Annotated in this window: 24 protein-coding genes; 10 read left to right on the forward strand and 14 right to left on the reverse strand. The window is 55.9% G+C overall.

Annotated features, from left to right (window positions below):
* Window positions 1–107 precede the first annotated feature (107 nt).
* Together JHD74_RS01995 and JHD74_RS02000 are read left to right on the forward strand one after the other, a co-directional pair.
* Complete coding sequence (locus JHD74_RS01995; protein WP_021179865.1) at window positions 108–326, forward strand: YgdI/YgdR family lipoprotein; 219 nt, start codon at window positions 108–110, stop codon at window positions 324–326.
* A gap of 234 nt (window positions 327–560) precedes the next feature.
* On the forward strand, window positions 561–1,601 hold the full coding sequence (locus JHD74_RS02000) for an NADP(H)-dependent aldo-keto reductase (protein ID WP_024529471.1): 1,041 nt from the start codon (window positions 561–563) through the stop codon (window positions 1,599–1,601).
* Window positions 1,602–1,916: 315 nt separating this feature from the next.
* On the opposite strand, the gene lplT is transcribed toward JHD74_RS02000, so the two are convergent.
* Window positions 1,917–3,107, reverse strand: coding sequence for a lysophospholipid transporter LplT (gene lplT / locus JHD74_RS02005; RefSeq protein ID WP_024529470.1), 1,191 nt, complete (start codon window positions 3,105–3,107; stop codon window positions 1,917–1,919).
* The gene (gene aas, locus JHD74_RS02010) at window positions 3,107–5,260 is read right to left on the reverse strand and encodes a bifunctional acyl-ACP--phospholipid O-acyltransferase/long-chain-fatty-acid--ACP ligase (RefSeq protein WP_024529469.1); all 2,154 of its coding nucleotides are present in this window, start codon (window positions 5,258–5,260) and stop codon (window positions 3,107–3,109) included. Before aas ends, lplT begins: the two co-directional genes overlap by 1 nt.
* Window positions 5,261–5,730: 470 nt before the next feature.
* Between aas and galR the strand changes: the two genes are divergently transcribed.
* Window positions 5,731–6,750 (forward strand): HTH-type transcriptional regulator GalR, encoded by a 1,020-nt coding sequence (gene galR / locus JHD74_RS02015; RefSeq protein WP_024485039.1) that lies wholly within the window; start codon window positions 5,731–5,733, stop codon window positions 6,748–6,750.
* Here galR and JHD74_RS02020 read toward each other — a convergent pair.
* Window positions 6,747–7,202, reverse strand: a complete 456-nt coding sequence (locus JHD74_RS02020) for a GNAT family N-acetyltransferase (protein WP_199061449.1) — start codon at window positions 7,200–7,202, stop codon at window positions 6,747–6,749. The two genes, galR and JHD74_RS02020, sit on opposite strands and share 4 nt — an antisense overlap.
* A gap of 182 nt (window positions 7,203–7,384) precedes the next feature.
* Here JHD74_RS02020 and JHD74_RS02025 point away from each other — a divergent pair, with 182 nt between their 5' ends.
* Complete coding sequence (locus tag JHD74_RS02025) at window positions 7,385–8,392, forward strand: LacI family DNA-binding transcriptional regulator (protein WP_199061451.1); 1,008 nt, start codon at window positions 7,385–7,387, stop codon at window positions 8,390–8,392.
* On the opposite strand, the gene lysA is transcribed toward JHD74_RS02025, so the two are convergent.
* Window positions 8,389–9,645 carry a diaminopimelate decarboxylase gene (gene lysA / locus JHD74_RS02030; protein WP_186529078.1) on the reverse strand — a complete coding sequence of 419 codons (1,257 nt, stop codon included), beginning with the start codon at window positions 9,643–9,645 and terminating at the stop codon, window positions 8,389–8,391. The genes JHD74_RS02025 and lysA overlap by 4 nt on opposite strands.
* A 122-nt stretch (window positions 9,646–9,767) precedes the next feature.
* Between lysA and JHD74_RS02035 the strand changes: the two genes are divergently transcribed.
* Complete coding sequence (locus JHD74_RS02035) at window positions 9,768–10,691, forward strand: LysR family transcriptional regulator (protein ID WP_024529464.1); 924 nt, start codon at window positions 9,768–9,770, stop codon at window positions 10,689–10,691.
* On the opposite strand, the gene JHD74_RS02040 is transcribed toward JHD74_RS02035, so the two are convergent.
* Entirely contained in the window at window positions 10,688–11,596 is a 909-nt protein-coding gene (locus tag JHD74_RS02040) for a LysR family transcriptional regulator (protein WP_024529463.1), read from the reverse strand. The two genes, JHD74_RS02035 and JHD74_RS02040, sit on opposite strands and share 4 nt — an antisense overlap.
* A gap of 109 nt (window positions 11,597–11,705) precedes the next feature.
* Here JHD74_RS02040 and JHD74_RS02045 point away from each other — a divergent pair, with 109 nt between their 5' ends.
* The 3 genes from JHD74_RS02045 (at window position 11,706) to JHD74_RS02055 (ending at window position 15,218) form a co-directional block, all read left to right on the forward strand.
* Window positions 11,706–12,590 (forward strand): MBL fold metallo-hydrolase, encoded by an 885-nt coding sequence (locus tag JHD74_RS02045; protein WP_199061453.1) that lies wholly within the window; start codon window positions 11,706–11,708, stop codon window positions 12,588–12,590.
* An 18-nt stretch (window positions 12,591–12,608) separates the two neighbouring features.
* Window positions 12,609–13,247 carry a DsbA family protein gene (locus JHD74_RS02050; RefSeq protein ID WP_024529461.1) on the forward strand — a complete coding sequence of 213 codons (639 nt, stop codon included), beginning with the start codon at window positions 12,609–12,611 and terminating at the stop codon, window positions 13,245–13,247.
* 237 nt (window positions 13,248–13,484) lie between these two features.
* Window positions 13,485–15,218, forward strand: coding sequence for an ABC transporter ATP-binding protein/permease (locus JHD74_RS02055; RefSeq protein WP_199061457.1), 1,734 nt, complete (start codon window positions 13,485–13,487; stop codon window positions 15,216–15,218).
* Between the two features lie 57 nt (window positions 15,219–15,275).
* On the opposite strand, the gene agaF is transcribed toward JHD74_RS02055, so the two are convergent.
* From agaF to agaR, 6 genes are read right to left on the reverse strand one after another with little or no spacing between them, the layout of a single operon-like run.
* Window positions 15,276–15,710: a PTS galactosamine/N-acetylgalactosamine transporter subunit IIA gene (gene agaF, locus JHD74_RS02060; RefSeq protein ID WP_024529459.1), complete on the reverse strand. Its 435-nt coding sequence runs from the start codon at window positions 15,708–15,710 to the stop codon at window positions 15,276–15,278.
* 10 nt (window positions 15,711–15,720) lie between these two features.
* Window positions 15,721–16,614, reverse strand: coding sequence for a PTS system mannose/fructose/sorbose family transporter subunit IID (locus JHD74_RS02065; RefSeq protein ID WP_199061458.1), 894 nt, complete (start codon window positions 16,612–16,614; stop codon window positions 15,721–15,723).
* The gene (agaW, locus tag JHD74_RS02070) at window positions 16,604–17,383 is read right to left on the reverse strand and encodes a PTS N-acetylgalactosamine transporter subunit IIC (protein WP_021179850.1); all 780 of its coding nucleotides are present in this window, start codon (window positions 17,381–17,383) and stop codon (window positions 16,604–16,606) included. The genes JHD74_RS02065 and agaW overlap by 11 nt, the downstream gene beginning before the upstream one ends.
* 14 nt (window positions 17,384–17,397) lie before the next feature.
* Entirely contained in the window at window positions 17,398–17,874 is a 477-nt protein-coding gene (gene agaV, locus JHD74_RS02075; RefSeq protein WP_024529457.1) for a PTS N-acetylgalactosamine transporter subunit IIB, read from the reverse strand.
* A gap of 1 nt (window position 17,875) precedes the next feature.
* Window positions 17,876–19,159 carry a D-tagatose-bisphosphate aldolase, class II, non-catalytic subunit gene (locus JHD74_RS02080; protein ID WP_024529456.1) on the reverse strand — a complete coding sequence of 428 codons (1,284 nt, stop codon included), beginning with the start codon at window positions 19,157–19,159 and terminating at the stop codon, window positions 17,876–17,878.
* Between the two features lie 20 nt (window positions 19,160–19,179).
* The gene (gene agaR, locus JHD74_RS02085; RefSeq protein ID WP_037375671.1) at window positions 19,180–19,956 is read right to left on the reverse strand and encodes a transcriptional repressor AgaR; all 777 of its coding nucleotides are present in this window, start codon (window positions 19,954–19,956) and stop codon (window positions 19,180–19,182) included.
* A 696-nt stretch (window positions 19,957–20,652) separates the two neighbouring features.
* On the opposite strand from agaR, the gene JHD74_RS02090 reads away from it, so the two are divergent.
* Window positions 20,653–21,867, forward strand: coding sequence for an MFS transporter (locus JHD74_RS02090; protein WP_199061460.1), 1,215 nt, complete (start codon window positions 20,653–20,655; stop codon window positions 21,865–21,867).
* 366 nt (window positions 21,868–22,233) lie between these two features.
* On the opposite strand, the gene JHD74_RS02095 is transcribed toward JHD74_RS02090, so the two are convergent.
* Window positions 22,234–23,886, reverse strand: coding sequence for a multidrug ABC transporter permease/ATP-binding protein (locus JHD74_RS02095; protein ID WP_199061462.1), 1,653 nt, complete (start codon window positions 23,884–23,886; stop codon window positions 22,234–22,236).
* Window positions 23,887–24,397: 511 nt separating this feature from the next.
* On the opposite strand from JHD74_RS02095, the gene JHD74_RS02100 reads away from it, so the two are divergent.
* Window positions 24,398–24,949 carry a tyrosine-type DNA invertase gene (locus JHD74_RS02100; protein ID WP_024529452.1) on the forward strand — a complete coding sequence of 184 codons (552 nt, stop codon included), beginning with the start codon at window positions 24,398–24,400 and terminating at the stop codon, window positions 24,947–24,949.
* A 129-nt stretch (window positions 24,950–25,078) separates the two neighbouring features.
* Here JHD74_RS02100 and JHD74_RS02105 read toward each other — a convergent pair whose 3' ends face one another.
* Together JHD74_RS02105 and JHD74_RS02110 are read right to left on the reverse strand one after the other, a co-directional pair.
* Window positions 25,079–25,246, reverse strand: a complete 168-nt coding sequence (locus tag JHD74_RS02105) for a hypothetical protein (protein ID WP_161629493.1) — start codon at window positions 25,244–25,246, stop codon at window positions 25,079–25,081.
* 27 nt (window positions 25,247–25,273) lie between these two features.
* Window positions 25,274–25,942, reverse strand: coding sequence for a response regulator transcription factor (locus JHD74_RS02110; protein ID WP_074031376.1), 669 nt, complete (start codon window positions 25,940–25,942; stop codon window positions 25,274–25,276).
* Window positions 25,943–25,974: the final 32 nt, after the last annotated feature.

Genomic DNA, 25,974 nt, shown 5'->3' on the forward strand with positions numbered 1-25,974 from the left:
TTTCACTGTCATTTTTCCTTACACAGATGGGATACGTCCGAAAGCCATCTTTGGCAGAGTTTGCTACCCTATTAAGACTATTATTCTCTGTATATAAGGTATTCGGCATGAAAAAGTGGGTAATGGCTATTTCCGCCCTGATGATGGTCGCCGGATTAGCAGGCTGTTCCAGCGACTATGTGATGGCCACCAAAGACGGCAATATGATCCTCACGCAGGGTAAGCCTAAAATCGATAAGGATACCGGCCTGATCAGCTATCAGGACGAGCAAGGCAACCAGCGCCAGATTAACGGCGATCAGGTCTCGCAGGTTATCGAACGTTAATCCCAGCCCCCGTATCATCCTGCCCCCTGACGGATTATCAATCAGGGGTTTAGCCCGTCAGTTAAATACCCTATGGATTTCAAACTGCAGCTTGAAAGACGGCGGGTATAATCCTCTTCCACCATCTGCCACGCTTGGTTATAGTCAAGTAAGGCGTGTTACGCCGTTGGATCTCTGGCTTCTGTTTTACCGGGCATCACGCCCGTAAGCGCTAACATTGAAGGAAGGCCGTTAATGCAATACCACCGTATTCCCCACAGTTCTTTAGAAGTGAGCGTGCTGGGACTGGGCACCATGACCTTTGGCGAACAAAACAGCGAAGCCGATGCCCACGCACAGCTGGATTATGCATTAGCCGCTGGCATCAATCTGATTGATACCGCAGAGATGTATCCTGTGCCGCCGCGCCCGGAAACCCAAGGGCTGACAGAGCAGTACATTGGCAGTTGGATCAAGGCGCGCGGTAACCGCGATAAAATCGTGTTGGCAAGCAAGGTCTCCGGGCCGATTCGGGGTAATGACGCGGGCATTCGCCCACAGCAGGCGTTGGATCGCAAAAATATCCGCGCCGCCCTGGACGCCAGCCTGAAACGGTTAAATACCGATTATCTGGATCTGTACCAGCTACACTGGCCACAGCGCACCACCAACTGTTTCGGCAAGCTCAATTATCAGTACACCGATGAAAAAGCCACCATCCCGCTGTTGGAAACCCTGGAAGCACTAACCGAGCAGGTCCGTGCCGGCAAAATTCGCTATATCGGCGTCTCTAACGAAACCCCTTGGGGCGTGATGCGCTATCTGCAACTGGCAGAAAAACACGAACTACCGCGTATCGTGTCGATCCAGAACCCCTACAGCCTGTTAAACCGCAGCTTTGAGATTGGTTTGGCAGAGATTAGCCAACATGAAGGCATCGAACTGTTAGCCTATTCCAGCCTGGCCTTCGGTACGCTGTCGGGTAAATACCTCAACGGTGCCAAACCGGCCGGGGCACGCAACACCCTGTTCAGCCGCTTTACCCGCTACTCTTCAGCCCAGAGCCAGGCGGCGATCGCCGAATACGTGGCGCTGGCGAAAAAGCACGGGCTGGATCCTTCACAGATGGCGCTGGCATTCGTGCGCCAGCAGCCGTTCGTTGCCAGCACCTTGCTGGGTGCCACCACGCTGGAACAGTTGAAGATGAATATCGACAGTTTTGACGTGGTGCTGAACGAGGAGGTGTTGCAGGCCCTGGAGGAGATCCACAGCCGCTTCACCATTCCGGCGCCATAAATGCCCCTCACCCTGACCCTCTCCCACAGGGAGAGGGAACCGCTCGAGTTCGATTTCGGTTGCAGAAATCTACCTGACCACCGCACCGAATCAGTTCTCTTTTATTGATCACGGTACCTGATTACGACACCATTCCCGCTTCCACAGGGGACCGAGAGTGCCACTATTCAAGTTCTGTCTCTAAACTCAGCACTGCACCAACCTCATCACTTTTGGCAATGATCGTTGAAACAGCCCCCCCTACTCCATACCCAACCATAACGCCGAATCAGCTCCCTCTCCCTATGGGAGAGGGTTGGGGTGAGGGGACTATTGTTAGGCTTTCGAGCGGAATTGAGATATCCACAGTACGGTGATGGCAAGGCCGAACACGACGCCAAAACCGATCCCGACGCCGATCACCGGCACGCCTAATTTGACCACCAAAGAGTAGAGGCCAAGCATCAGCAGCATGGCGGTGTTTTCACCCAGGTTCTGTACCGCGATGGCATTCCCCGCCCCAACTGAGCGTTTGCCCCGCTCTTGCAACAGCGCATTCAGCGGCACCACAAAGAAGCCCCCCAGCACACCAATCACCAGCAGTACGCCATAAGCATTCAGCATGCTGGTTTGCACGGCGAAGAAGGCCACGGCGATGCCGATCAGGATCCCGGCAGGCATACAGCGCTTAACCGTTTCCAGCGTCACAAAGCGGGCTGCCGCCCCGGCTCCGACTACAATACCTATTGCCACCATCGCGTTGAGCATGGTTGGCGTGGCGTTATCGCTAATGCCCAGCGCTACCGGTACCCACAACACCAGCAGGAAGCGCAGGGTGACACCAGCGCCCCAGAACAGGCTGGTACCAATCAGTGAGAAACGGGTTTGGCCATCGCGCCACAGCACTACGCAAGCGTTGAAGAAAGTGCTCCCCATGACGCGTGGGTGCCAGGAGGCCACCTTGTGAGCAGCAGGCAAGCGCGGAATATAGAGGTTAGCGACGACTGCCGCGCCGTAAACCACGGCACACACCGCCAGTGCAGCCACGATATGCCAGTCTGCCAGCAGGCCACCGGCTACCGACCCCACCAGGATGGCAGCAATGGTGGAAGCCTCCATCAGACCGTTGGCCTTCACCAGCTTATCGCCGCTGGTGATCTCACCCAGGATGCCGTACTTCGCTGGTGAATAAGCCGCCGCCCCGATGCCGACCAGGGTATAGCCCAGGAACGGGTTCAGCCCAAAGCAGATCACCAGCGCACCGGCCAGCTTCAAGCCGTTGGCGACCATCATCACCCGGCCTTTGGAGAAGCTGTCGGCGATTTGGCCCACAAACGGCGCCAGGATGATATAGGTGGCCACGAAGGCCATTTGCAGTATCGGTTGGCTCCAATCGGGGTACATTTGCTGTTTGATCAGCGCCAGGGTCGCAAACAGCAAGGCGTTATCGCCGAAGGCCGAGAGAAACTGGGCACAGATCACCGCGATCATTGAACGTGACAGCAGTGGGGAATCAGTTGCATTCATTATGCCTTCTCCGGCTGTTCAGCCATTTGGCGCAAAGTAACGAAATCCGGTTTGCCGCTGCCCAGTAACGGCAACGCCTTCACCAGGCGTATATCACGTGGCACCGCCAACTCCGGGGTGCCCTGCTCACGAGCCACCCGCAGCAAGCTGTCACGGGTAATGCTGGCGTCGTTGGTGAACAACACCAGCGCTTCACCTTTGCTGCTGTCGCTTTTCACCGTGGCCGCATGCAGCCCTTCCGGTGACAGGCGCACTGCCAACTGTTCCACGCTCTCCAGCGAGATCATTTCCCCCGCCAGTTTGGCAAAGCGCTTCACGCGGCCACGAATAGTGCAATAACCCTGTTCGTCGAAGCTGACAATATCACCGGTATCGTACCAGCCGGCTTGCAGCACGCCGTTTTCGTCCTCGGCTGCCGGAGCTTCCAGTTCTCCTGGTCGCTCAACCCGCAGGTAGCCCTTCATGATGTTCGGGCCTTTCAATTGCAGACGGCCACCGTTATCGATCCCGGCCATCTTGATCAAACGTGCTTCCATCTGCGGCATAATGCGGCCTACGGTGCCAACTTTGGCCGCCAGAGGCACGTTGATCGACACTACCGGAGCACACTCCGTCACACCGTAGCCTTCTAAAATACGGATGCCGTATTTGTCCTGATAAATCTGTTTGGTGCTTTCGGCCAGCTTCTCGGCACCGGCCACCACATAGCGCAGGCGGGCAAAATCGTAAGGATGGGCGAAGCGGGCGTAGTTGTTGAGGAAGGTCGCCGTACCAAACAGCACGGTGCAGTTGCGGTCATAGACCAGTTCCGGCACCACGCGATAATGCAGCGGGCTTGGGTAAAGGAATACCCGGCTACCGGTCATCAACGGGGTGATCAACCCGACAGTCAGGCCGAAAGAGTGGAACAGCGGCAGCGAGGACATAAAGCGATCGCGCGGGGTGAAATCCGCAATGGTTCGGATCTGCTCTACGTTGGCCAGCAGGCTGGCATGGGAATGCACCACGCCCTTCGGATGGCCTTCCGAGCCGGAGGTAAACAAGATCAGCGCTGCATCTTCTGGCTGCTGTGGCACCATTGCCTTTTGTGGCTGGAACAGGTGACGCAGGATCCACAGCTTATCGTCGCGGGTGACGGTATCTTTCAAATCTTCCAGATAGACCCAGTTGGCTTCCGGCACCTGCTCTGGCAGGTGTGTCAGTTTGCCCTTTTCCAGGAACTGGCGCGAGGTGACGATGGTTTTAATGGTGGCCGCGGTCATCGCGCTTTTCAGCCCGTTCACGCCGGCGGTGTAATTGAGCATGGCCGGAATACGGCCCCGCAATGAAGCGCCAAAGATGGCGGCAGCGGTAATAGTGGCATTGGGCAACAGTAGGCCAACATGCTCTTTCGGCGCGGTAAAACGTTCCAGGATGCGGCTGACGCCCAGCGATTTTTTGAGCAGCGTATGATAGCTGTCTTCCTTGAAGCCCACGTCTTCGATGCAGGGCTTGAAGCGGCCATAACGATGCTGCGCGGCCAACAGCGCGCCGAACAAGGTTTGCGGTTTGAGGGTATCCATGCGCGCCTGCATCATGATCTGATGCAGCCTGTCACCGGCCAATTGCCGGCGTTGACTGGCTTTTGGCGCATCTGGCATAGGTAAAGTGGTTGGCGGCAGAATGCTGATGGTGGTCTGTGGGAAGGCGCGGAGTTTATACACCCCGGCCATACGGCCAAACACGCTGAACTCCGGGCCATCGATACGTACCGGCACGATGGTGGCACCAGATTTGGCGGCGATAAAGGCCGCCCCGTCGTAGATCTTCATCAATGAGCCGGTCACCGTAATGCGCCCTTCCGGGAACACCACGATCGGCCTGCCCTGCTCAACCATACGCACCAGATGCTTGATGGCCATCGGTTTGGTGGGATCCAGTGGCACAAAGTCGATATAAGGCTTCAGCCAGCGCATAAACCAACGTTCCGAAATGCTGGAGTAAACGGCAAACACCGGTTTGATCGGTAAGAACAACGCCAGCAGCGCGCCATCCATGAAAGAAACGTGATTCGGGGTGATCAGCAGTTTCTGCTGCTCAAAATGCCTGGCATCGCCTTCGACACGAACACGAAACATCAGGCGAAACAGTGCACGTAACACGGTATATATCATCCCACTCTCCCTCGGGGTTGATGGCCTTAAAAATTGTCTGAGGGAAGAATACTATACGGCAGGCAAAAAAAAACCTACGCATCCGCGTAGGTTGGTGCAATTGAAAATGGCTTCAACATACAGAGTATGCCGATTGCTCACCAATCAATACCTCTGGGACATTCAATTTACCCCGCCACGCCAAACTCTCACCAGCGGCCAATCGCAACAGTCAGGCGCAAAGTGTAACCAGCGATGTAGTTTTTCCTTTGATAGACATGGTTTTGAAACTATTGCAAAACCTCAGCCGCTCCGGATCGCAGGAGCCTGCATGCTGTGCCCGTTAACCCTGGATCCGCTTGGGCGAAAAGGTGGATTTAAAAACCATAAATGCAACACTCACCACAAGTTAACGATACCAGCCCTTGCGGCGCGCGATTTTTTCCGCAAAACTGAGGAATGTAAGCGATTACCCAGGAAGTGTTGCAGATATGGCCACGATTAAGGATGTTGCCAGGCTGGCGGGTGTTTCCGTCGCCACGGTGTCCCGCGTAATAAATAATTCCCCGAAAGCCAGCGAAAGTTCACGGACCGCCGTGCTGGCCGCCATGGAAGGATTGCAGTATCACCCCAACGCCAATGCCCGTGCGCTGGCACAGCAATCCACCGAAACCCTGGGCCTGATTGTCTCTGACGTTTCCGATCCCTTCTTTGGTGCCATGGTAAAAGCCGTGGAGCAGGTGGCCTACGCCACGCATAATTTTCTGCTGATTGGTAACGGTTACCACAATGCCGAAAAAGAGCGCCAGGCCATTGAGCAACTGGTGCGTCATCGCTGTGCGGCCTTGGTGGTGCATGCCAAGAAGCTGACCGACGATGAGCTAACCGTCTGGATGCGCCAGATCCCAGGCATGGTGCTGATCAACCGTACGCTGCCTGGCTTTGAGCCCCGCTGCGTAGCGCTTGACGATCGCTATGGTGCCTGGCTGGCCACCCGTCATCTGATCCAGCAGGGCCACCAGCGGATCGCCTTCATCTGCTCCAACCACCAGATTTCAGATGCTACCGATCGATTACAGGGCTACCTGGACGCATTGGAAGAGCACGGTATTGCGGTGGATGAGAAGCTGGTTGCCTACGGCAAGCCGGATGAGATTGGCGGCGAGCAGGCCATGACCGAGTTACTGGGCCGTGGTAAGCAGTTTACCGCCATCACCTGCTATAACGATCCGATGGCCGCCGGGGCGCTTTCGGTACTCAGTGATAACAGCGTGGACGTTCCAGGCCAGATTTCGCTGATTGGTTTTGATGACGTACTGATTTCGCGCTATCTGCGCCCACGCCTGACCACTATCCGCTACCCGGTGGTGGCGATGGCGACGCAAGCAGCAGAGCTGGCATTAGCGCTGGCCAACAACCAGCCGCTACCGGAGATCACCAATATGTTCAGCCCGACGCTGGTACGCCGCCATTCGGTCGCCAGCATCAATAACGCTTTCGAGCAAAACTAATCTAGCAGGCGGTGGTAGAGGCGCACGGGGCGATCCGGGTACTCCAGCGCCTCGCCGATGTGCTGCCAGCCATGGCGTTCGTAATAACCGCTAAACTCAGCATACAGATACAGCTCCTTGAACCCGGCCCGGCGGCTGTATTCCTGCACATATTGCTGGAGCTGCAGCCCCAGCCCGCTGCCGCGCTGGCTCTCCTCAACGTAAAGCGCGGCCAGCCACGGCGTTAAATCCTGGCGGCTGATCAAATCACAGCGCCACAGCCCCACGGTGCCTACCGGCTTGTCATCCAACAGGGCAATAAAGGTGATGGGCAAACCTTCATGCCGCAGGCTGCTGGCCACCACGCTGGCAAAAAATTCCCGGCTGTTTTCGCAGCCAAACGCCTGCCACTGCCAGTCGATAACCTGTTGCTGATGCTGCGGATAGTCCGCCAGATGCACGATACGAAACACGCTAATCCCCTCTGAAAAATGCCTTAAACGCCAGCACCGTCAGTGTACGCGAATCAATGCATGGGTGCCCCAACAACATATGTTGCTGAATTTGTAGGAGTCGAACATGTTCGACGCGATCTAACCCTATGCTAGACTCAGCAATATTTACCGCAGCGGACGTTGAAAGAGGGTAGCCATTGATGATCACCATGTTGGATGTTTCCATGCGCGCGGGGGTATCCAAAGCCACGGTTTCCCGCGTTTTAAATGGCACCGGCCAGGTGAAGAAGAGCACGCGTGATGCGGTGTTCAAGGCAATGGATGAGTTGGGCTACCGGCCAAACTTTCTCGCCCAATCGCTGGCCAATAAAAGCTCCAACAGCATTGGGCTGGTGGTATCCAATTTTGACGGCCCCTACTTTGGCCGTTTGCTGCGCCAGGCCGCCAAACTGATCGAAGCCAGCGGCAAGCACCTGATCGTCACCGACGGCCACGACACGCCAGAAGATGAATTGCAGGCGGTACGGCTGCTGGCGGATCGCCGTTGCGACGCGATTATCCTGTACACCCGCTTTATGGGCGAAAGTGCCCTGATGAAGTTGCTGGAAGACCTGCCGGTTCCGGTGATGGTCATTAACCGCGATCTGCCGCAGGCTCGTGAACGCTGCGTGTTCTTCGAACAGCAACAGGCCGCCTTCAACGTGGTGGATTATCTGATCGGTCAAGGGCACCGTGAGATCGCCTGCATCACCGGGCCAATTGATACACCCACTGCCCAATCCCGCTTGGCGGGTTACCGTCAGGCGTTGGAACACCATCAGATAGCGTTCAATGATGCCCTGATCACCAACGGTGATAGTAGCGTACCTGGCGGATACCTTAGCTGTAAGGCCCTGCTGGCTAGCGGCAACGCATTCAGCGCGCTGTTTGCCAGCAACGATGATATGGCCATCGGCGCGATGAAGGCCCTGCACCAGGCTGGCAAACGCCTGCCTGAGGACGTTTCGCTGTTTGGTTTCGACGATGAGCCAAGCGCCGCCTATCTGCAACCGGCGTTATCCACCGTCTACCTGCCGATCGACGCGATGATCGAAGCGGCGATCGCCCAGGCCCTGCGTCTGATCAACGGCGAAGCGCTGCAACCGCTAACGCCGTTTGTCGGTGAGTTAAAACTGCGTGAGTCCGTGGTACCTGGCCCCTACGCTTAAATTAACTCCAGCCCGATCAATTCTTCAATCGTCTGGCGGCGACGGATCAGCCGAGGCTCACCGTTTTCAAACAGCACTTCCGGCAGCAACGGGCGGCTGTTGTAGTTGGAGGACATCGACGAGCCATAGGCCCCGGTGTCATGGAATACCAGATAATCACCGACCCGCACCTGCGGCAACGGACGGGTTTCAATACCGCCCCCCGCTTGCTGGGTAAACACATCACCCGACTCACACAGTGGCCCGGCGATCACTGTGTCTTGCAATGGTTGGTTATCAGTATTGCGGCCGTCGGCAGGCAGTAGGGAAATATGGTGATAGCTGCCATACATCGCCGGACGCATCAAATCGTTAAACCCAGCGTCCACCAGGACAAAGTGGCGGCTGCCCATCTGTTTTACCGAACGCACTTCGGCCACCAGCACGCCTGCTTCGGCCATCAGGAAACGCCCCGGCTCGATTTCCAACTTCACCGGATGGCCCAGATGTGCGGCAACTCGCTCACGTGCGCGGTTCCACAGGCCGTAATAGTGTTCGGTATTGATCGCCTCTTCCCCTTGCTGATAAGGGATAGAAAGGCCGCCACCGGCGGAAATAGCCGTAATGTCCTGCCCCAGCGCAATCACCTGCTGCACCATCGCATCACACACGCGCTCCAGGTGCTGGTAATCCACCCCAGAACCGATGTGCATATGCAGCCCGATCAGTTTCAGGCCGTATTGCTGCACCTTGGCGACCGCCTGCGGCAGATCGGCATACCAGATACCGTGCTTGCTGTTTTCACCGCCGGTATTGGTTTTCTGGCTATGGCCGTGGCCAAAGCCAGGGTTGATCCGCAACCATACCGGATGCCCGGCAGACACTTGGCCAAGCTGCTCCAGCATATCGATAGAACCGGCGTTGACCGGGATTTTCAATTCACTGACGCGCGCCAGCGTGGCGTGATCCAGCACATCGGCGGTAAACACGATATCTTCGCCACCCGGCTCAAAACCGGCTTTTAACGCGCGCTCGATTTCCCCCAGCGACACCGAATCCACCTTGACGCCCTGCTCGCGCATCAGGCGCAAAATATGAATATTCGAGCAGGCTTTCTGAGCAAAACGGATCACGTCAAAGTGCTGCAACTGGCTGATACGCTGGCTGATGATAGCCGCATCATAGGCCCAGACCGGGCAACCAAAGCGTTGGGGCAGTGCCAGCAGATTGGCGGCGTTCAGGGCGGTAGAGGTGTCGTTCAAGGAGCGTGGCATGGTTCGGTTCCCATAATCAAATTTTCCACCATCATGCCGCAGCGGCCACGGTGTGAAAAATATCTATTTCGCCATAGTCTATTCATTTATGATATGGTTTTTCCTCTCCGTGGAGTTTCGCCATGTATGCCATTACCCTGCGCCAGATTGAGATTTTCCACGCGGTGATGACCACCGGCAATCTGACCGAAGCGGCGGCGCTGCTGCAAACCTCACAACCGACCGTCAGCCGCGAGCTTGCCCGCTTCGAGAAGCTAATCCAATTGCAACTGTTCGACCGCGTACGTGGCCGCCTTTACCCGACGGTGCAAGGCTTGCGGCTGTTTGAAGAAGTGCAGCGCTCCTATTACGGCCTGGATCGCATCAAGAATGCGGCCGCCGGTATCCGGCAATTCCAGCAGGCGCAGCTTTCCATTGCCTGTCTGCCGGTGTTTTCCCAATCGCTGCTGCCTGCCGTGTGCAAACCTTTTGTTGATCGTTATCCGGAAGTGAGCTTCAGCGTGATCCCGCAGGAGTCACCGTTACTGGAAGAGTGGCTTTCGGCACAGCGCCACGATCTGGGCCTGACGGAGAATACCCTGACGCCCGCTGGCACCGAGCGCATGACGCTGATGACGATGAATGAGGTGTGTGTGCTGCCTGCCGGGCACCCATTGCTTGCGAAAAGCACGCTGACGCCGCAGGACTTCAACGCAGAAAACTTTATCAGCCTGTCGAACACCGACAGCTATCGACAACTGCTGGATGCGCTGTTCCATGAACAAGGCATCGAGCGCCGGATGGTGATGGAGACCCACAGCGCCGCTTCGGTCTGTGCGATGGTCAAGGCTGGAGTCGGCATCTCGATCGTCAACCCACTGACCGCGTTGGATTACGCCAATAATGGTGTTCATGTGCGGCCCTTCAGCGTCGAGGTGCCGTTTACCGTGAGCCTGATCCGCCCGCTGCACCGCCCCTCTTCCGCGCTGGTCACCGCCTTTGTGCAGCACTTGCAGCAGCAGGCGCAACAGTTGCCCGCCCGCCTGGCTTCGGTTATCCAACGCTAGCGCAGCGTGGCACGCCAGCCAGGATCGGTGGCAAACCATTCCACCAGGAAGTCCAGCATGGTACGCAACGTGGCGGGCATTTGGCGGCGCGAGGTGTAGATGCCGTAGATCCCCATCGTCTGTGACAAATACCCCGGTAACAGTTCCACCAACTCCCCCTTTGCCAACAGTGGCGCAGCAGAATAATAAGGTTGCATGGAGATCCCCGCACCTTGCAGCGTTCCTGCCAACAGCACCACCGATTCGTTGGCACTGAGGTTGCCACTGACCGCCACCGCCGACTTCACGCCTTGCTCATCAAAGTGCCACAGGCTTTTACCAAAGTAGGAATAGGTGAGGCAGTTGTGCAGGGCTAAATCTTGCGGGTGACGCGGGGTACCATGAGCGGCCAGATAGGCTGGAGACGCACAGATCACCGAAGCGCAGTTGGAAAGTGGCCGGGCAATCAGATTGGGATCCAGTTCATTGGTGATGCGTAGTGCCAGATCGATCCGTTCTTCCACCAGATTGACCGCTCGGTTATTCATTTGCAGATCCACCGCCACCTGAGGATGACGCTTCAGGTACTGCGCCACCGCCCCCACCAGCGCCGTTTGGCCAAGCGATTGCGAACAGGTGATTCGTAGCAGGCCACGTAAATCGTCACTCTGCTCGTTTTCCACCAGATCGATATCTTTCGCTACCGCCAGCATTTGGCGGCAACGTTCCAAGGTGCGCTCTCCGGCATCGGTCAGGCTGAGCCTACGCGTAGTACGGTGCAACAGTCGCGCCCCGGCCCATTGTTCCATCTGCGCCAGATAGCGCGTCACCATAGCTCGCGACATTGCCAGGGTATCTGCTGCCGCAATCATGCTGCCGCGTTCGACGATAGTGACAAAAACCTCTGCGGCGGTAATGCGATCCATGATTCGCTCGATTTACGCAATGAATAATTGCTTATTATCCGGTTTTTCTCCCGTTCTATGCAACCTATCATCTGACCAACGATAACAAACACCCAAAAGGCACCTGCACATGTTTAAGAAATCATTACTGACTCTGGCCGCAACCGGCTTCGTTTCACTCAGCACCTTCGCCACTGCGGCTAATACTCTGACCCTGGAAGTGTACAATCCTGGAGAAAAGAGCGTTTTCCCGGTCTCTTCCGAGATTGTCAGCGGCCCACATGAAGTGGCGCTGATCGATGCCCAATTCCAGCGTAACGACGCGCAGGAGCTGGTGAAAAAGATCAAGGCTACCGGTAAAAAGCTGACCACGGTCTATATCAGCCATTCGGATCCGGATTTCTATTTCGGCCTGGATGTGATCAAAGCCGCCTTCCCGGAGGCAAATATCATTGCTTCACCGGAAACGATCAAAGCGATCAATGCAACCCAGGCAGGTAAACTCGCCTATTGGGGGCCGATCCTGAAGGAGAATGCGCCGAAAGCCGTGATCGTGCCGCAGCCGTTGCAAGGCAGCAGCTTTAGCATCGATGGCCAGCAGGTCGAAGTGAAAGGCCTCAATGGCCCAACGCCGGATCGCACCTTTGTGTGGATCCCGTCGTTGAAAGCTGTGGTGGGTGGCGTACCGGTGGCCGGTGACAATATTCATCCGTGGATTGCGGATAATCAGACCGTCGAGTCACGCGCTCATTGGCAGCAAACGCTGGAAAGCATCAAGGCGCTGAAACCGCTGGTAGTAGTTCCAGGGCACTTCCTGCCAGGAGCGGCACAAACGCTGGAGTCGGTGACCTTTACCCACAATTACCTGACCACGCTGGAAAGCGAGTTACCAAAAACCAAGAACTCCGCGGAACTGATCGCGGCCATGCAGCAGCACTATCCAAAACTGCAAGATGGTTCTAGCCTGGAACTGAGCGCCAAGGTACTGAAAGGCGAAATGAAGTGGCCACAGTAAAGCGCTAGGAGCAAAAACATGACGACTCTGCATTACATTTTCGATCCGCTGTGCGGCTGGTGTTACGGTGCAGCACCGCTGGCCAAGGCCGCGCAGGCTATTCCAGGCCTGACCGTTGCCCTGCACGCCGGTGGCATGATGACCGGCAATGCCCGCCGAACCATCAACGAGGAATGGCGCAATTACGTGATGCCGCATGATAAGCGGATTGCCGGGCTAACCGGCCAGCCTTTCGGCGACGGTTACTTCAACGGACTGCTGCGAGACACCACGGCGGTGATGGACTCTGAACCACCGATCGTTGCGATCCTGGCCGCTGAACAGCTCGCCGGACGGGGCCTGGATATGCTGCACCGCATTCAGGAAGCCCACTACCGGGAAGGGCGACGTATTGCCGATGCGCCAGTGTTGGAAGCGCTGGCGAAAGAGTTGGGCCTGGATCCTGCTGCCTTTATTGCCGAGATGCGTTTGAACAGCGGCGCGCCAACGGCACAGCATATCGCCGACAGCCGCGCACTGCTCGCCAAAGTCCGTGGGCATGGCTTCCCAACCTTTGCCCTGGAGGATAATCAAGGGCGGCTATCCCAGATCCCCGTGCAGGAGTATTTGGGAAATGTTGAAGGCTGGAAAGCATTACTGAAAGATGCCGTAAAATAAATCTGCCGGGGCGAGCACATGTTCGCCCCGAACATAGTTGTAACAATTTCATTTTGTGTTGTGATTTGCCGCCGCGCCAAAGACGCCTTCGCCTTACGCTAATCAACGTTACTAGCGCTCGTTTTATCTCTGCTGTATTGCAAATAATGAGCCACGTCAAAACTGCTTACATGTGGCGGTTTGTTTGTTACCAACCTCGTGCCCATGCTAGAAGAAAACGATACCTTCTGGATTTTTATGAACACGAGCACCACACAAAAACAAGCCGTCTGGCAGTTGATCAAACCCTTTTGGGTTTCGGAAGAAAAATGGCGCGCCTGGGCGATGCTGATCGCCATCGTGGGCCTATCCCTGGGGCTGGTTTATATCAGCGTGCTGATCAACCAGTGGAACCAGGTGTTCTACGATGCCCTGCAGAATAAAAACTACCCGGTGTTCAAAGCCCAGCTGTGGCGCTTTACCTATCTGGCATTATCTTTCATCGTGCTGGCGGTCTACAAAATCTACCTGACCCAGGGCCTACAGATGCGCTGGCGGCGCTGGATGACGGAAAAATTTATGGGCAAGTGGCTGGCGCACCAGGCCTATTACCATACCGAACAACAGCAGATTATCGATAACCCCGATCAGCGTATCTCTGACGATCTCAACGTCCTGACCCAGTACACCTTATCTTTGTCGCTCGGCCTGCTCTCCAGCCTGGTGACACTCTGTTCGTTTATTACCATTCTCTGGCATATCAGCGGGCCGATGACCTTCGTGATCGCCCAGCATGCCATTACCCTGCCAGGCTATATGGTGTGGTTTGCCCTGTTGTACGCGGTACTGGGATCCTTACTGATCTGGTGGGTCGGCAAGCCCCTGGTTATGCTCGGCTTTAATCAGGAACGTTATGAGGCGAACTTCCGTTTCGGGCTGATCCGTATTCGTGAAAATAACGATGCCATCGCGCTGTATCACGGTGAACCACGAGAGAAACAGCAGCTAAGTAACCGCTTTGAGGCCATCCGCAGTAACTGGTGGTCGATCATGCGTATCACCCGGCGGCTGAATATCGCCAGTAATTTCTACAGCCAGTTTGCCATTGTCTTTCCGCTGCTGGTGGCGGCGCCACGCTATTTCTCAGGTGCGATCCAAATGGGCGGACTGATGCAAATCTCCTCCGCATTCGGCCAGGTGCAAGGGTCGCTGTCGTGGTTTATCGACGCGTTTACCGATCTGGCCACCTGGAAAGCCTGCGTTAACCGTCTGGCTGGCTTTAACGCGGCGGTGGACGAGGTGCATAACCAGAGCCGCGGTATCAGCCTGCAACAGGAAGACCACTCACCGCTGATACTGCGCGATGTTGGCCTTACGCTGCCCGATGGACAGCCTCTGTTAAGTGCAGCAACCATGACGCTGAAACGCGGCGAGCGCGTGCTGGTCGTTGGGCCTTCTGGCTGTGGTAAATCAACGCTGCTGCGTGCCATTGCCGGGATCTGGCCTTACGGCTCCGGTGAAATCGGCCTGGATAATCACCTCACGACGCTGTTCCTACCGCAGCGCAGCTATATCCCGATCGGTACGCTGCGTGAAGCGCTGAGCTATCCGCATCAGGATAAAGACTACAGCGATGAGCAGTTGTTGAAAGTCCTGGAAAACTGCCGGCTGAAACACCTGCAACGCTGGCTGGATACCAGCGCCAACTGGAGCCATCGCCTTTCACCGGGCGAGCAGCAGCGATTGGCGTTTGCCCGTGCGATCCTTACCCGCCCGGATGTACTGTTCCTGGATGAGGCCACCAGCGCGTTGGATGATGAAACCGAGCAATTGATGTATTGCCTGCTGGTTGACGAACTGCCGGAGGTCACGCTGGTCAGCGTGGCACACCGCAACAGCGTGGCGAAATATCATCAGACCTGCTGGCGTTTCAGCCGTAATGAAAATGGCCCGGCCCAGATGGCGCTTAGCCCGTTGCCGATGCCGAGTTAGCCTCAATAGATCCTCTCACTCCCCCCTTTGGAAGGGTTGGAGTGAGAGGGCACCTGATTAAATCCCATCAGCCTCGGCGTTGGCGCATTTCACCTTACGCCGTTCATGCCACAGGCTGGTCAAGCCACGTTTGCCGCAGGCCAGCGCCATGTCACGGAACTCGGTCAGGCTCAGCCCTTCACGCTCCAGCATCATTTCGGCAGCCAACTGCATATTAACCCCGGTCAGCACCTCACAGTTGCCATGCGCATCGGCCAACTCACAGGCACTACGGAAAGGCGATCCCCCCAACATATCGGTAAGGAACACCACGCCGTCCGCTTGCTCTACCGCTTGCAGCGCGGCACTCAACTCCACTTTCAGCTCCGCCGTCCCCATATGGACAGGGAAGTCCACCGCGATACAGGCAGGCTGTTCTCCTACCACCTGTTCTACCGCCTGCAGCAGGCCACTGGCGAAGCCGCCGTGGCCGGTAATAACAATTCCTGGCATGTTCACTTCCTCACAGCAAACCGAAAAATTTACCCACTACGCCGATCACCACCGTCACACCGATCAGTTTCACCGGTGAGAAACCGCGCTTCATCAGGAAGAACACCAGCAGCGTGAAACACAGCGGCAACAGGTTAGGCATCAACTTATCGAGCACATCCGTTTGCAACGCCACGGTGGCCTTACCGGCATGCATGATCAGCGGCGTGGAAAGATGTACATAGGAGGCCACCAGCGCACCGATGACCGTCATGCCCACGATCGACGCCGCATGGGATATTCGTTTGGTATGGGTTTTCAACAGCGTCAGCGCACTGGTGCCCGCCTGATAGCCATAGTGCGCCAGCCCAAAGCGCAGCCCGAAGTGGAACACGTTGAACAACAGCAGGAACACTATCGGCCCAAACAGGCTGCCTTCCAGCGCTAAAGAGGCCCCGATGCCCGCACAAATCGGCAACAGCGTCAGCCAAAACAGCGCATCACCAATGCCTCCCAACGGCCCCATCAGCGCCACTTTCACCGCTCGAATGGTGGAGACTTTCTCCTTGTTTTGCTCCATCGCCAGCACCAACCCCGAAAGGAAGGTAACGTCGAAGGGATGCACGTTGATAAACTCCATATGCATCTTCATCGAATTCGCCAGATCCTGAGGATTGCGGTGGATCTTGCGCAAGCCAGGGATCAAGGTGTACAGCCAGCCACCGGCCTGCATACGTTCATAGTTGAATGATGCCTGCAGTAACAGCGAACGCCAGGCCATACGGTTGATATCACTGCGCGTCAGCGCCTCTGCCGGGCGGCTATCAACGTAGTCGTCCTGCTCTACCTGGCTGGTGGCCAATGCCTGTTCCAGGCGTTTTGCTGCTTTTTGCGCCAGCAGATCGTCAGAGTCATTAAATGCCATCTTCAGCGTCCTCCGGTTGAACAGGCTTCCTGGTCACATCCGCATCTGCCCGTTGACTGTTAAAGAAATCGATCAGCGCGATCGCCAATGCCCCCAGTGCCACCGCCAAGATCGGCAGCTTAAGGAAAGTCACCGAAATAAAGCCGAGGATGAAATACGCCACGTAGGTTTTCTTCATCATCACTTTCATCAGCAGTGAGAAGCCGATCGCCGGCATCATACCGCCCGCCACCGCCAGCCCATCCAGCAGCCAGGTCGGCGCTTTCTGCACCATGGCGCTGGCCGCATCGGCACCGAAGTAAATCGGCAAAAATGCCACCACAAAATAGAAAACAAACAGGATACTGATGCCGAGGTAGTTCACTCGCTCAACGCCACGCCAGTTCAGTTCCTGCACCATGCGATCGCAGCGGTGCATCATGGGTGAAAATGCGGTGAACAGCAGCGTGATGCAGCCCTGTACCGCAATGGCGAACGGCACCGCCACGCCAATGGCCACCTTGGGATCGGCCTTGGTGAGGATGGCAAACGCCGTGCCGACCACCCCGCCGATCACCACGTTAGGCGGCTGCGCACCGGCCAATGGCACCATGCCCATCCACACTAGTTCCAACGTCCCGCCTACCAGCAAGCCGGTAGTGACATCCCCCAGGATCAGGCCAACCAGCGGCCCCATCACTACCGGGCGGTGGAAGTGGGTCAGGCCGTCAAACAGGTCGACCCCGGCCAGCCCCGCCAGTAATGCAATCAATAACGCGTCAGTTAACATGCTTCCCCCTGCGCTCAAGCGAGCAGTTTGCCTATCGCTTCACCGGCTTCATCCGGCACTCGGCGCACCTCGCAGGCTACGCCCAACGCCGCCAGCTCACGAAAGGCGGCAATATCATCGTCATCCACCGAGACCGTTTTGTGGATTTGCCGTTTTCCTGCGGCGAAGTGCATATTGCCAACGTTGACAAAAGTGATGGGCACTCCGCCCTGCACCAGTTTCAATACGTCCTGCGGCGTTTTGCACACCAGAAAAATCTTTTGCCGATCCGCCGCCTTATGGATCACGTCGATGGTTTTTTGCAGGGTGAAGTACCGAGTCTGCACGCCTTCCGCCACCACCATGTCCATCAGGTTTTGCTGTACCGGATCGGCGGCGGCGTCATCGTTGGCCACTACCACCAGATTGGCTCCCAGCGTGTTGGTCCAGGTCACCCCTACCTGGCCATGCACCAGGCGATTATCGATACGGGTCATCAGAATATTGGGCATATCAGCGCACCTCCGGGTAACAGGCTGAGTGGTAGTCGTCGAGCACCTGGGTAATTTTGTGGATCACCCAATCTTGCGGATCCTGGCTCAGCTCGCCGGCATTCAAGGCCCGTGCCTGATCGGGTAAATACTGGCTGAGTAAGGCCAGCGGGATTGGATTGCTCCGTAGATTGTCCATCAGCGCATCCACGGCCTGCTGGACCTGTGGCTGCGGCCAGTAATAGCGCACACGATCGCTCAGGCTGTAGTGCCGATCCAGATACTGTTGATGCGGGCTGCCGTGATAATAGCGGCTCCACTGCTGCGGCTGTTCGCGCATCACCTGTTCAAGCGTGGCGCACAGCTGGGCCGAACGATGCTCCCCTAACCATTCACGTTCGATACGATCGAGGGCAAACAGCGCCTCACGCAGCGCAAAAGTGAGCGCCGGGCCAACTTTCAGAATGGCGAAATGGTCACGCACCAGCTGCGAATAAGCCTTCGGTGCCTGGTAGTCGGTCGAGTGGGCCTCATACAGCAACCCCGGTTGGCGTTCGATAAAGCGGCTCAACGCCTGCGCCGCCTGCGGTTGGTAATGTTCGACGCTGTGATGGTCGAACTCGACGCCAGGTTGCACCACCAAGGCGATCACTCGTGACCACGCGCTGCTCAGTTCTGCCTGCTGCCAGGCATGACGGTGCGCCTCTAACGTGACGGAGACTGCCTGTGGCGTAGTCACCTGGATGCCTTGCAGCGTTTCCTGCGCACCGCCCGGCACTGGCACTTCGGTTCCGATCACATACACCGGAGCTTCACCACCCGCTTGCTGCCAGGCTCGTTCCGCCACTGCGCACAGGCGCGCCGCACGCTGCGCCACCACTTCATCTCCCAACGGGGTGGGATCGTCAGAGCAGGACATGGAGCAGTCGAGATGGATTTTGCGAAATCCGGCGCGCACATAGTCGTCAATCAGGGTTTCGGATAGCGCCATCGCCTCTTGTGCCGGGCGCTCTTGCCAGGCGTTAGGGCCAAGATGATCGCCCCCCAGCCAAATAGCGCTCCTTGGCAACCCGATGTCATCCGCCATCTGCCACAGCGCATCACGAAACTGTGCGGCGGTCTGGCCGGTGTAGCCGCCAAACTGGTTAACCTGGTTTGACGTCGCCTCGATCAATACCGGCGTGCCACGTGCCTTTGCTTGCCGCAAGGCGGCCTGCAATACCCAAGGATGCGCGGAGCAAACGGAAAATATCCCCACCGGCTGGCCGGCCTTGTGCTGTGCTACCAGTTGTAACCACTGCTGCATGAATCCCCCATGATGGCACCCTATTCGCGATCGGCTATCACCACATCTACGCCTAAATCGCTGAGCGCCTGCTGATAATCTTGTGGAAGACGGCTATCTGTGATCAGCCGATGAATTTGCCCGACTTCGCGGATCATGCAAAAGCTCTTGCGACCAAACTTGCTGGCATCCGCTACCGCGATAATTTCGCGCGCCACCTCGCACATCACACGATTGAGGTGTGCCTCACCGGGATGAGGCGTAGTGATCCCCGCAACCAGATCGAAACCGTCGACGCCCAGAAACAGTTTGTCGAAGCGGTACTGGCGCAATTGCTGCTCGGCAGCCGGGCCATAGAGCGAATAGGAGTTCTGCCGGACGCTTCCCCCCAACACCATCACTTCCACCCCGTCGTAGCCTGAAAGCTCATAGGCAATGTTCAGCGCATTGGTCATCACCACCAGATCGCGGCGCGGTTTCAACCAGGGCACGATCTGGGCCGTGGTGGAACCGGAGTCCAGGATCAGCGCATCACCGTCCCGCACGTAGCTTGCCGCTCGGCAGGCAATCTGTGATTTCACATCTCGGTTCAAGCGCCCCTTGTCGTGTAATGGGCGATCGAAGGCAAACTGCTGGTTGAGCATCGCCCCACCATAGGCACGCAGCGCACAGCCTTTGCGTTCCAGAAAGCGCAGATCGTTGCGGATCGTCACCGTGGAAACGGCAAACTGTTTGCTGAGCTGTTCCACCCGCACGCTTCCGTGCTCGCAGAGCAGATCGATAATGTGTTCACGTCGTTTAGCGGTGTTCACTGGCATGAGCAATAGGTCCTCAGGTTTCCGGTTATGGCCGGGAGATGATGGCTTTCGCTCTACTGCGGCGGTATTACAACAAAGCGAAAGCAATGAAATTGTGATCGGGGTTACAGGGCAGTTTTAGCAGCAAATGGGGGTAAAAAGCTTTCGGATCGAAATGAAATGAAACTATTTTCTCGGCGGGCGCGAGAAAAGTGAAATCTGCCGCAGGCCGATAGGGCGGCAGGTTAAGAGTATGTGAAAAATAGCACAGTGAAAGCGGCTTTGGCGGGCAGCAGCGAAAAGGCTTTTCTTTCCTTAGGTGATCAACTTCACAAAACTGTTAATTGGTTCAGTTTAGCCAACCGACACCCAGGTGGGTCACCAGACCGACAATCACCAAAATCACGATCACGGCGATGGTGTAAAGCACGATACGGCGGGGGCTGTAGAAAGAAGACATAGCGATTCCTCACAATAAGTTTACTGCCGTTACTATCCGTTATGGCGGGCAATGCTGCCAGCAATAATTTCCCTCGCGTTGATCAAAGCCACCTGGAGAGTGCCAAGTGCGGTTTCCTTAACCTCTTGTCAGGCGAGGCGATCTTTCCTAAACTGGCGCGTAGATACCGGCAGCCCTGCCAGTACGTAAGCGTTAACGTCAATCAACGCATCTCGTCACGCAGTAATGATTGGCTGCATGCCTGATGCGAGGATCCCATGCCCCAACCCGAACCATCCGCACATTGTGTTGTTAAACGCAGCCGTTTGACGCGTTTCTTATTGCTGGCCGGCATCATGCTGGTGGCAGCTAACCTGCGCGCCCCTTTAACCAGCGTAGGCCCGTTACTGGAACAGATCCAGCACCAACTGATGCTTTCTGCCACCGCCGCCGGGTTACTCAATTCCCTGCCGCTGATCCTGTTTGCGGTGTTATCGCCATTAACGCCGTCGCTGGCCAAACACATTGGGATTGAACGCACACTCGGGCTGGCGCTAATGCTGCTGGTCGCCGGGATCGTGCTACGTTCACAACCGTGGGATGGCATGCTGTGGCTGGGAACGGTGTTGATCGGCGCTGCCATCGCCTTTGCCAACGTGGTGCTACCAACGCTGGTAAAACGCGATTTTCCTCATCGGGCTGCGGTGATGATCAGTACCTATGCAGCCGTGATGTCACTGGTGGCCGCTATCGCCTCCGGCATGGCGGTGCCGTTAGCGGCATTCAACGATAACGGCTGGCGTTTTTCACTGCTGTGCTGGAGCCTGCCGGCGTTTATCGCGCTGGCGATCTGGCTACCCCAACTGAAGCGCAAACCCATCCCGGTTCCCCGAACCGGCACGCCGGTGGCTGCAGAAACCTTTCGCTCTCCCTGGAGCAGCGCCCTGGGTTGGCAGGTGGCCTTGTTCATGGGGCTGCAATCCATCACCTTCTACACCATTATCGGTTGGTTCAGCGCCTTTGCCGCCAGCCACGGCACCTCACCGCAGCAGGCGGGGTTCGAGCTGTTTGTTTATCAGATCGTGGCGATCGCCGCCAACTTTGTGATGGTGTTTGCACTACCACGCGCTCGCGACCAGCGGGGGATCGCACTGGTCAGTTCGCTGTTGATCTTTATTGGCGTCGGCGGATTGCTGTTGCTGCCTGCCCACTCGCTTATCTGGCTGATATTTGCCGGGCTGGGGGCGGGGAGTTCACTGGTGCTGGCGCTGTCCTTCTTTGGCTTGCGCAGCCAGCACCATCACCAGGCAACGGTGCTGTCAGGGATGGCACAATCCATCGGCTATCTGCTGGCCGCGCTGGGGCCGACCTTGTTTGGCCTGGTGCATGATTTGACCCAAGGCTGGACGGTGCCGTTGACGATTTTGCTCGGGTTAACGCTGCTACAGCTGCTGTTCGGCATCTTGGCCGGGCGTCGCAAGATTATCGGCTGAACCAGGCATGGCATGATCTTCTCCCAGCCAAAGATCCTCGATAAAGCGCTGTTGCCGCTCATTGAGTTGCCAGGATGGCGGAAATCTTAGCGTTTCCGCTAGTGGAACCTCTGTGGTGGGAATGAGTGATTGATTGTCCATCGGCGCGTTCCTGCTCCCCTGGCTACCCTGTTGCCAATTGAAATCGGTACCACGAGCGCAATGCCATGTACCGTTTTCCCCTAGACACAGAGTAAATCATTGGCGGCGATTTTGATTATCGGTATAAACAATCACTCCACAAGCCTAGGCCTATGGGACGACAGATATTCCTCAACCGACTCGTCATGTCGGGGCGAATATTAGCGCCCCGACAAATTCAGCAATTCAATCAAGCTGGCTAACGGAGTCCCGGCTCGCCTGGTGGCGCTCATCCCCAATCAGTTCGCTCAGATGCCCATCTCGCATTTGCAGCAGGCGATCGGCATGTTCAAAGTAATGGTCGTCATGGCTGATAGCAAACACGGTTTTTCCCATTTCGCGCAGTTGGGGCAGTAACTCACGGTAGAAAGTACGGCGGAACTGGGGATCCTGATCCGCCGCCCACTCATCCAGCAGTAAAATATCCCGCTTTTCAGCCACCGCTAACAACAGGGCCAGGCGCTTGCGCTGCCCTTGCGACAGTTGTGGATTGGTGACGCGCGTACCGTCGAACTCCAATTTGCTTTTCATCTTCAGGCGCTGCAACCAGGTTTCCACCAGTTCGGCGTCCGGTTGTTCTCCTTGCGGCCCCAACAGATGGTGAAACTGGTGGAAATCCGTAAAGATGGCAGAGAACAGGCGGCGATAATCTTCACGATCGGCAACCGTAATCGGTTGACCATCCAGCAGGATCTGCCCACTAACGGGCACATACAGCCCAGTGAGCAGCATGGCCAGCGTCGATTTACCGCTACCGTTGCCGCCAATCAGGAACACCAGTTCGCCACGCCGTAACGTCAAATTGATCGGCCCAACCGCAAACCCTGATTGCTGTTCACCCGCCGCATAGTGGAATGCAACGTCGCGTAGTTCCAGCGTTTGCCACGCGCGAGCCTTTGGAGCCGGAAATGCCGGATCATAGTCCGCCAGTTTGAGCGTCTTCACTTTATTGAAGGCCACTTCGGCCGCAATCAGCGTCGGGAATGCCCCAACCGCCTGTAATAAGGGGGTACGCAGGAACAATAAGGTCAGGGAATAGGTCGCCGCCACCGTGGTATTCGCCCAGCCCAGGCTGTTTGCCATATAGAACACCAGGCCGATGGCGCCCAACATCATGATATTCGACCAGTTCACGGCGCTAAGGTGGAAGGTATCTGCACGGATAATATGATAACGGTAGTCACCGGCATCGGGCTGGTAAGCCTGCTGGAATAGCATTTTTGCCCGATCGCGGTTCAGCGCCAACTCTTTACGCCCATCGATCGCCGCTTGATAATGCAGATAGAGCCGCTCTTCCGCTTCGCGCACGCTGCTCAGGTGGCTATAAACCCGCGAGACCAGATACCAACTCCCCAAAATGGTGACCGTCACCCATATCGCTGTCACGCCCAACATGGCAGGCGACAACCAGCCCAGATAGGCAGCCGATCCCAAGGTCAGGATCACCCCCTGAACCAACTCCGGTAGGCGGACAAAAGCAATGGTGATATTGCGAATATCGCTCGACAGGCTAGCCAGCAGTGAGGCACTACCCAACTGTTCCAACCGTTCAATATGGGTATCCAATATTCGCTTCACCAGTTGACCACGCAGCCGGTAAACAAAATAGTGCCCCAACGAGGTCAACGCCAACTGAGAGCCGAGCGTAACCGCCATCAATAGGGCCAACAGGCCGAGAAACTGCGGCAACACCACTAGCGGGTTACCCGCCGCGCCCATCAGTTGCACGTTAATAAATGCAATGATGCCAATCCCCAACGCCGCACTGGCCATGGTTAACGCCATTACCGCCAGAAACGGCCAGCGATACTGCTGGAACACCACCCGTAACAACTCCATCAGAAACCCTATTCAAAAATCATGCACTGGCGGGCATTGTAGTTGGCGAAAGCGTGATATCAATAACAATTCTCATTTTGTTGGGTGAGCAGATGATGCCCCTGGCCTGGCCGTGCAGGCCAAACGCGGGGCGATGACTAAAGAAAATAGAGGGCTAGCAGCTGCTTATCGGGCTAAAAAACATTATTAACGCAATAATAAAAATCTCAAAAATAGGCATAAACCCAAAGATGTTCAAGTCGCTTTAGATAAACAGCTAACCGGTTAGATTAGATAAATCATTTCTAAATATACGGTTTCCAAACCTATCCAACAGGGCTTCCTGATGATCAAGTGAGTTGATTTTTTCTTAATAAATAACCGTTAACCCCCCTTCAACCCTAGTAATAAGATAATGCTGTAGGATTAACCCCGCAGTAACACTGCTATTTTGTTTGCTGATAAGGGTATTCAATGTTTAAATGAATATACCATCCGTCATATTTGCTTTATTTAACTTAGGGATAAGAGAATGACAAAACGCAAATATCTCAGCCATATTGAAATTGAGAGAATGATCTCCGCCGTCCCGGACGGCGTCAACGGTTGCCGCGATCGTTGTATGCTGTTGATGTGCTTTATTCATGGATTACGCGTCAGCGAACTACGGGGACTGCGGCTGGAGGATATTGACCTGGCTACCAACCGCTTACACGTATCCCGCCTAAAGAACGGTTTTTCGGTCCAGCATCCTATTCAAATCCGTGAGCGCATCGCGCTGAGCCGCTGGCTGGCAAAGCGCCCGGGCTACCTGGAACCTGATAGCCCCTGGTTGTTTCTTTCTCGCCACGGTGGGCAAATTTCACGCCAACAGCTTTACCGATTAATAAAGTCCTACGGTGAATTAGCCGGTATCGACGTCCAGGTCCATCCCCATATGCTACGCCATTCCTGCGGCTATGCCCTGGCAGATAGAGGGATAGACACCAGACTCATTCAAGATTACCTGGGCCATCGCAACATTCAAAATACCGTTATTTATACTGCCAGCAATGTTGAACGCTTTCGGGTAATACATATTTAACCCAACGCAGGCCACCGATTAACACTGGCACCGCATTTTTTACTTCGCGGGTGTAGCTAGCTGTGTAACAGCCAATATTCTAACGTTATATATCATAGTCGATCACGATGGGATATCAGGGGCTGACCTTTATTGCCATAAGCCAAGCTTGGCGGCACGATCATCGTGATACTGCCGTGATTTGGCCGCTTGGAGATCGCCGGTCAGAATATCCATGGATAGCGGCTCAGTAACTGGATGATCGAGGTACCGTTCCGTCAGCTCTGCGGTATGCCCCGCCATACTTGATGACAGCACGGCGGGGCATCAAGCGATTTCCAGCCATCAATCACAGGCAAACTGCTGGCTAATGTTTTTTCTCAACGAGAACAGTTCGCTGTCGTTTTTAACCTGTAGTTTGCGCATGGCATTACATTTGTGCGCGCTGATGGTCTTGATGCTGCGTTGTTGCAGTTCAGCAATTTCCCGCAGGCTCATCCCGTTGAACAAGAACGACAGAACATCATTTTCGCAGCGGGTCAGATGATGCAGGCTTGAAACATCTTCAGGATCGCTACGCGCCAGGTAAGAGCCGATCAATGGACTCAATACGCGCTCACCGTTAAATACCCGGTGAAAGAACTCTCCGACCAGTGGCAATTCATCCCCACGGGACACCACGCTGATATTGGCCACATCAAGCAGCTTGCACAGATCCTCGCCTGTCTGGCTGCGGGTGTAAACAATGACCCGTAACTCAGGCTGCTGCGCACACAAATTCAGTAGAACTTCACGGCACTGCGCGATGGTTTCATTCAGGCCATTGAGTTCGGTGATGAGAATATCGACAGGTTGGTACAGCAACCTTTCGGCAACCGCAGCCATGCTGGTTTCCTGCACGATAATCTCATTGGCGACGTTAAGCGTGCCAATAAAGCAAGACAGCCCAGTAAGTGTGAGTGGGCTGCGATCCATTAATGCCAAGCCAAGCGGCTTTTGTGACAACGGTTGCATAGACGACTCCTGTATAAATATCTCGTTGATTC

Origin of the sequence: Serratia sp. ASV30 (assembly GCF_016428815.1) — a bacterium.
GTDB classification, from domain to species: Bacteria; Pseudomonadota; Gammaproteobacteria; order Enterobacterales; family Enterobacteriaceae; genus Chania; species Chania fonticola_C.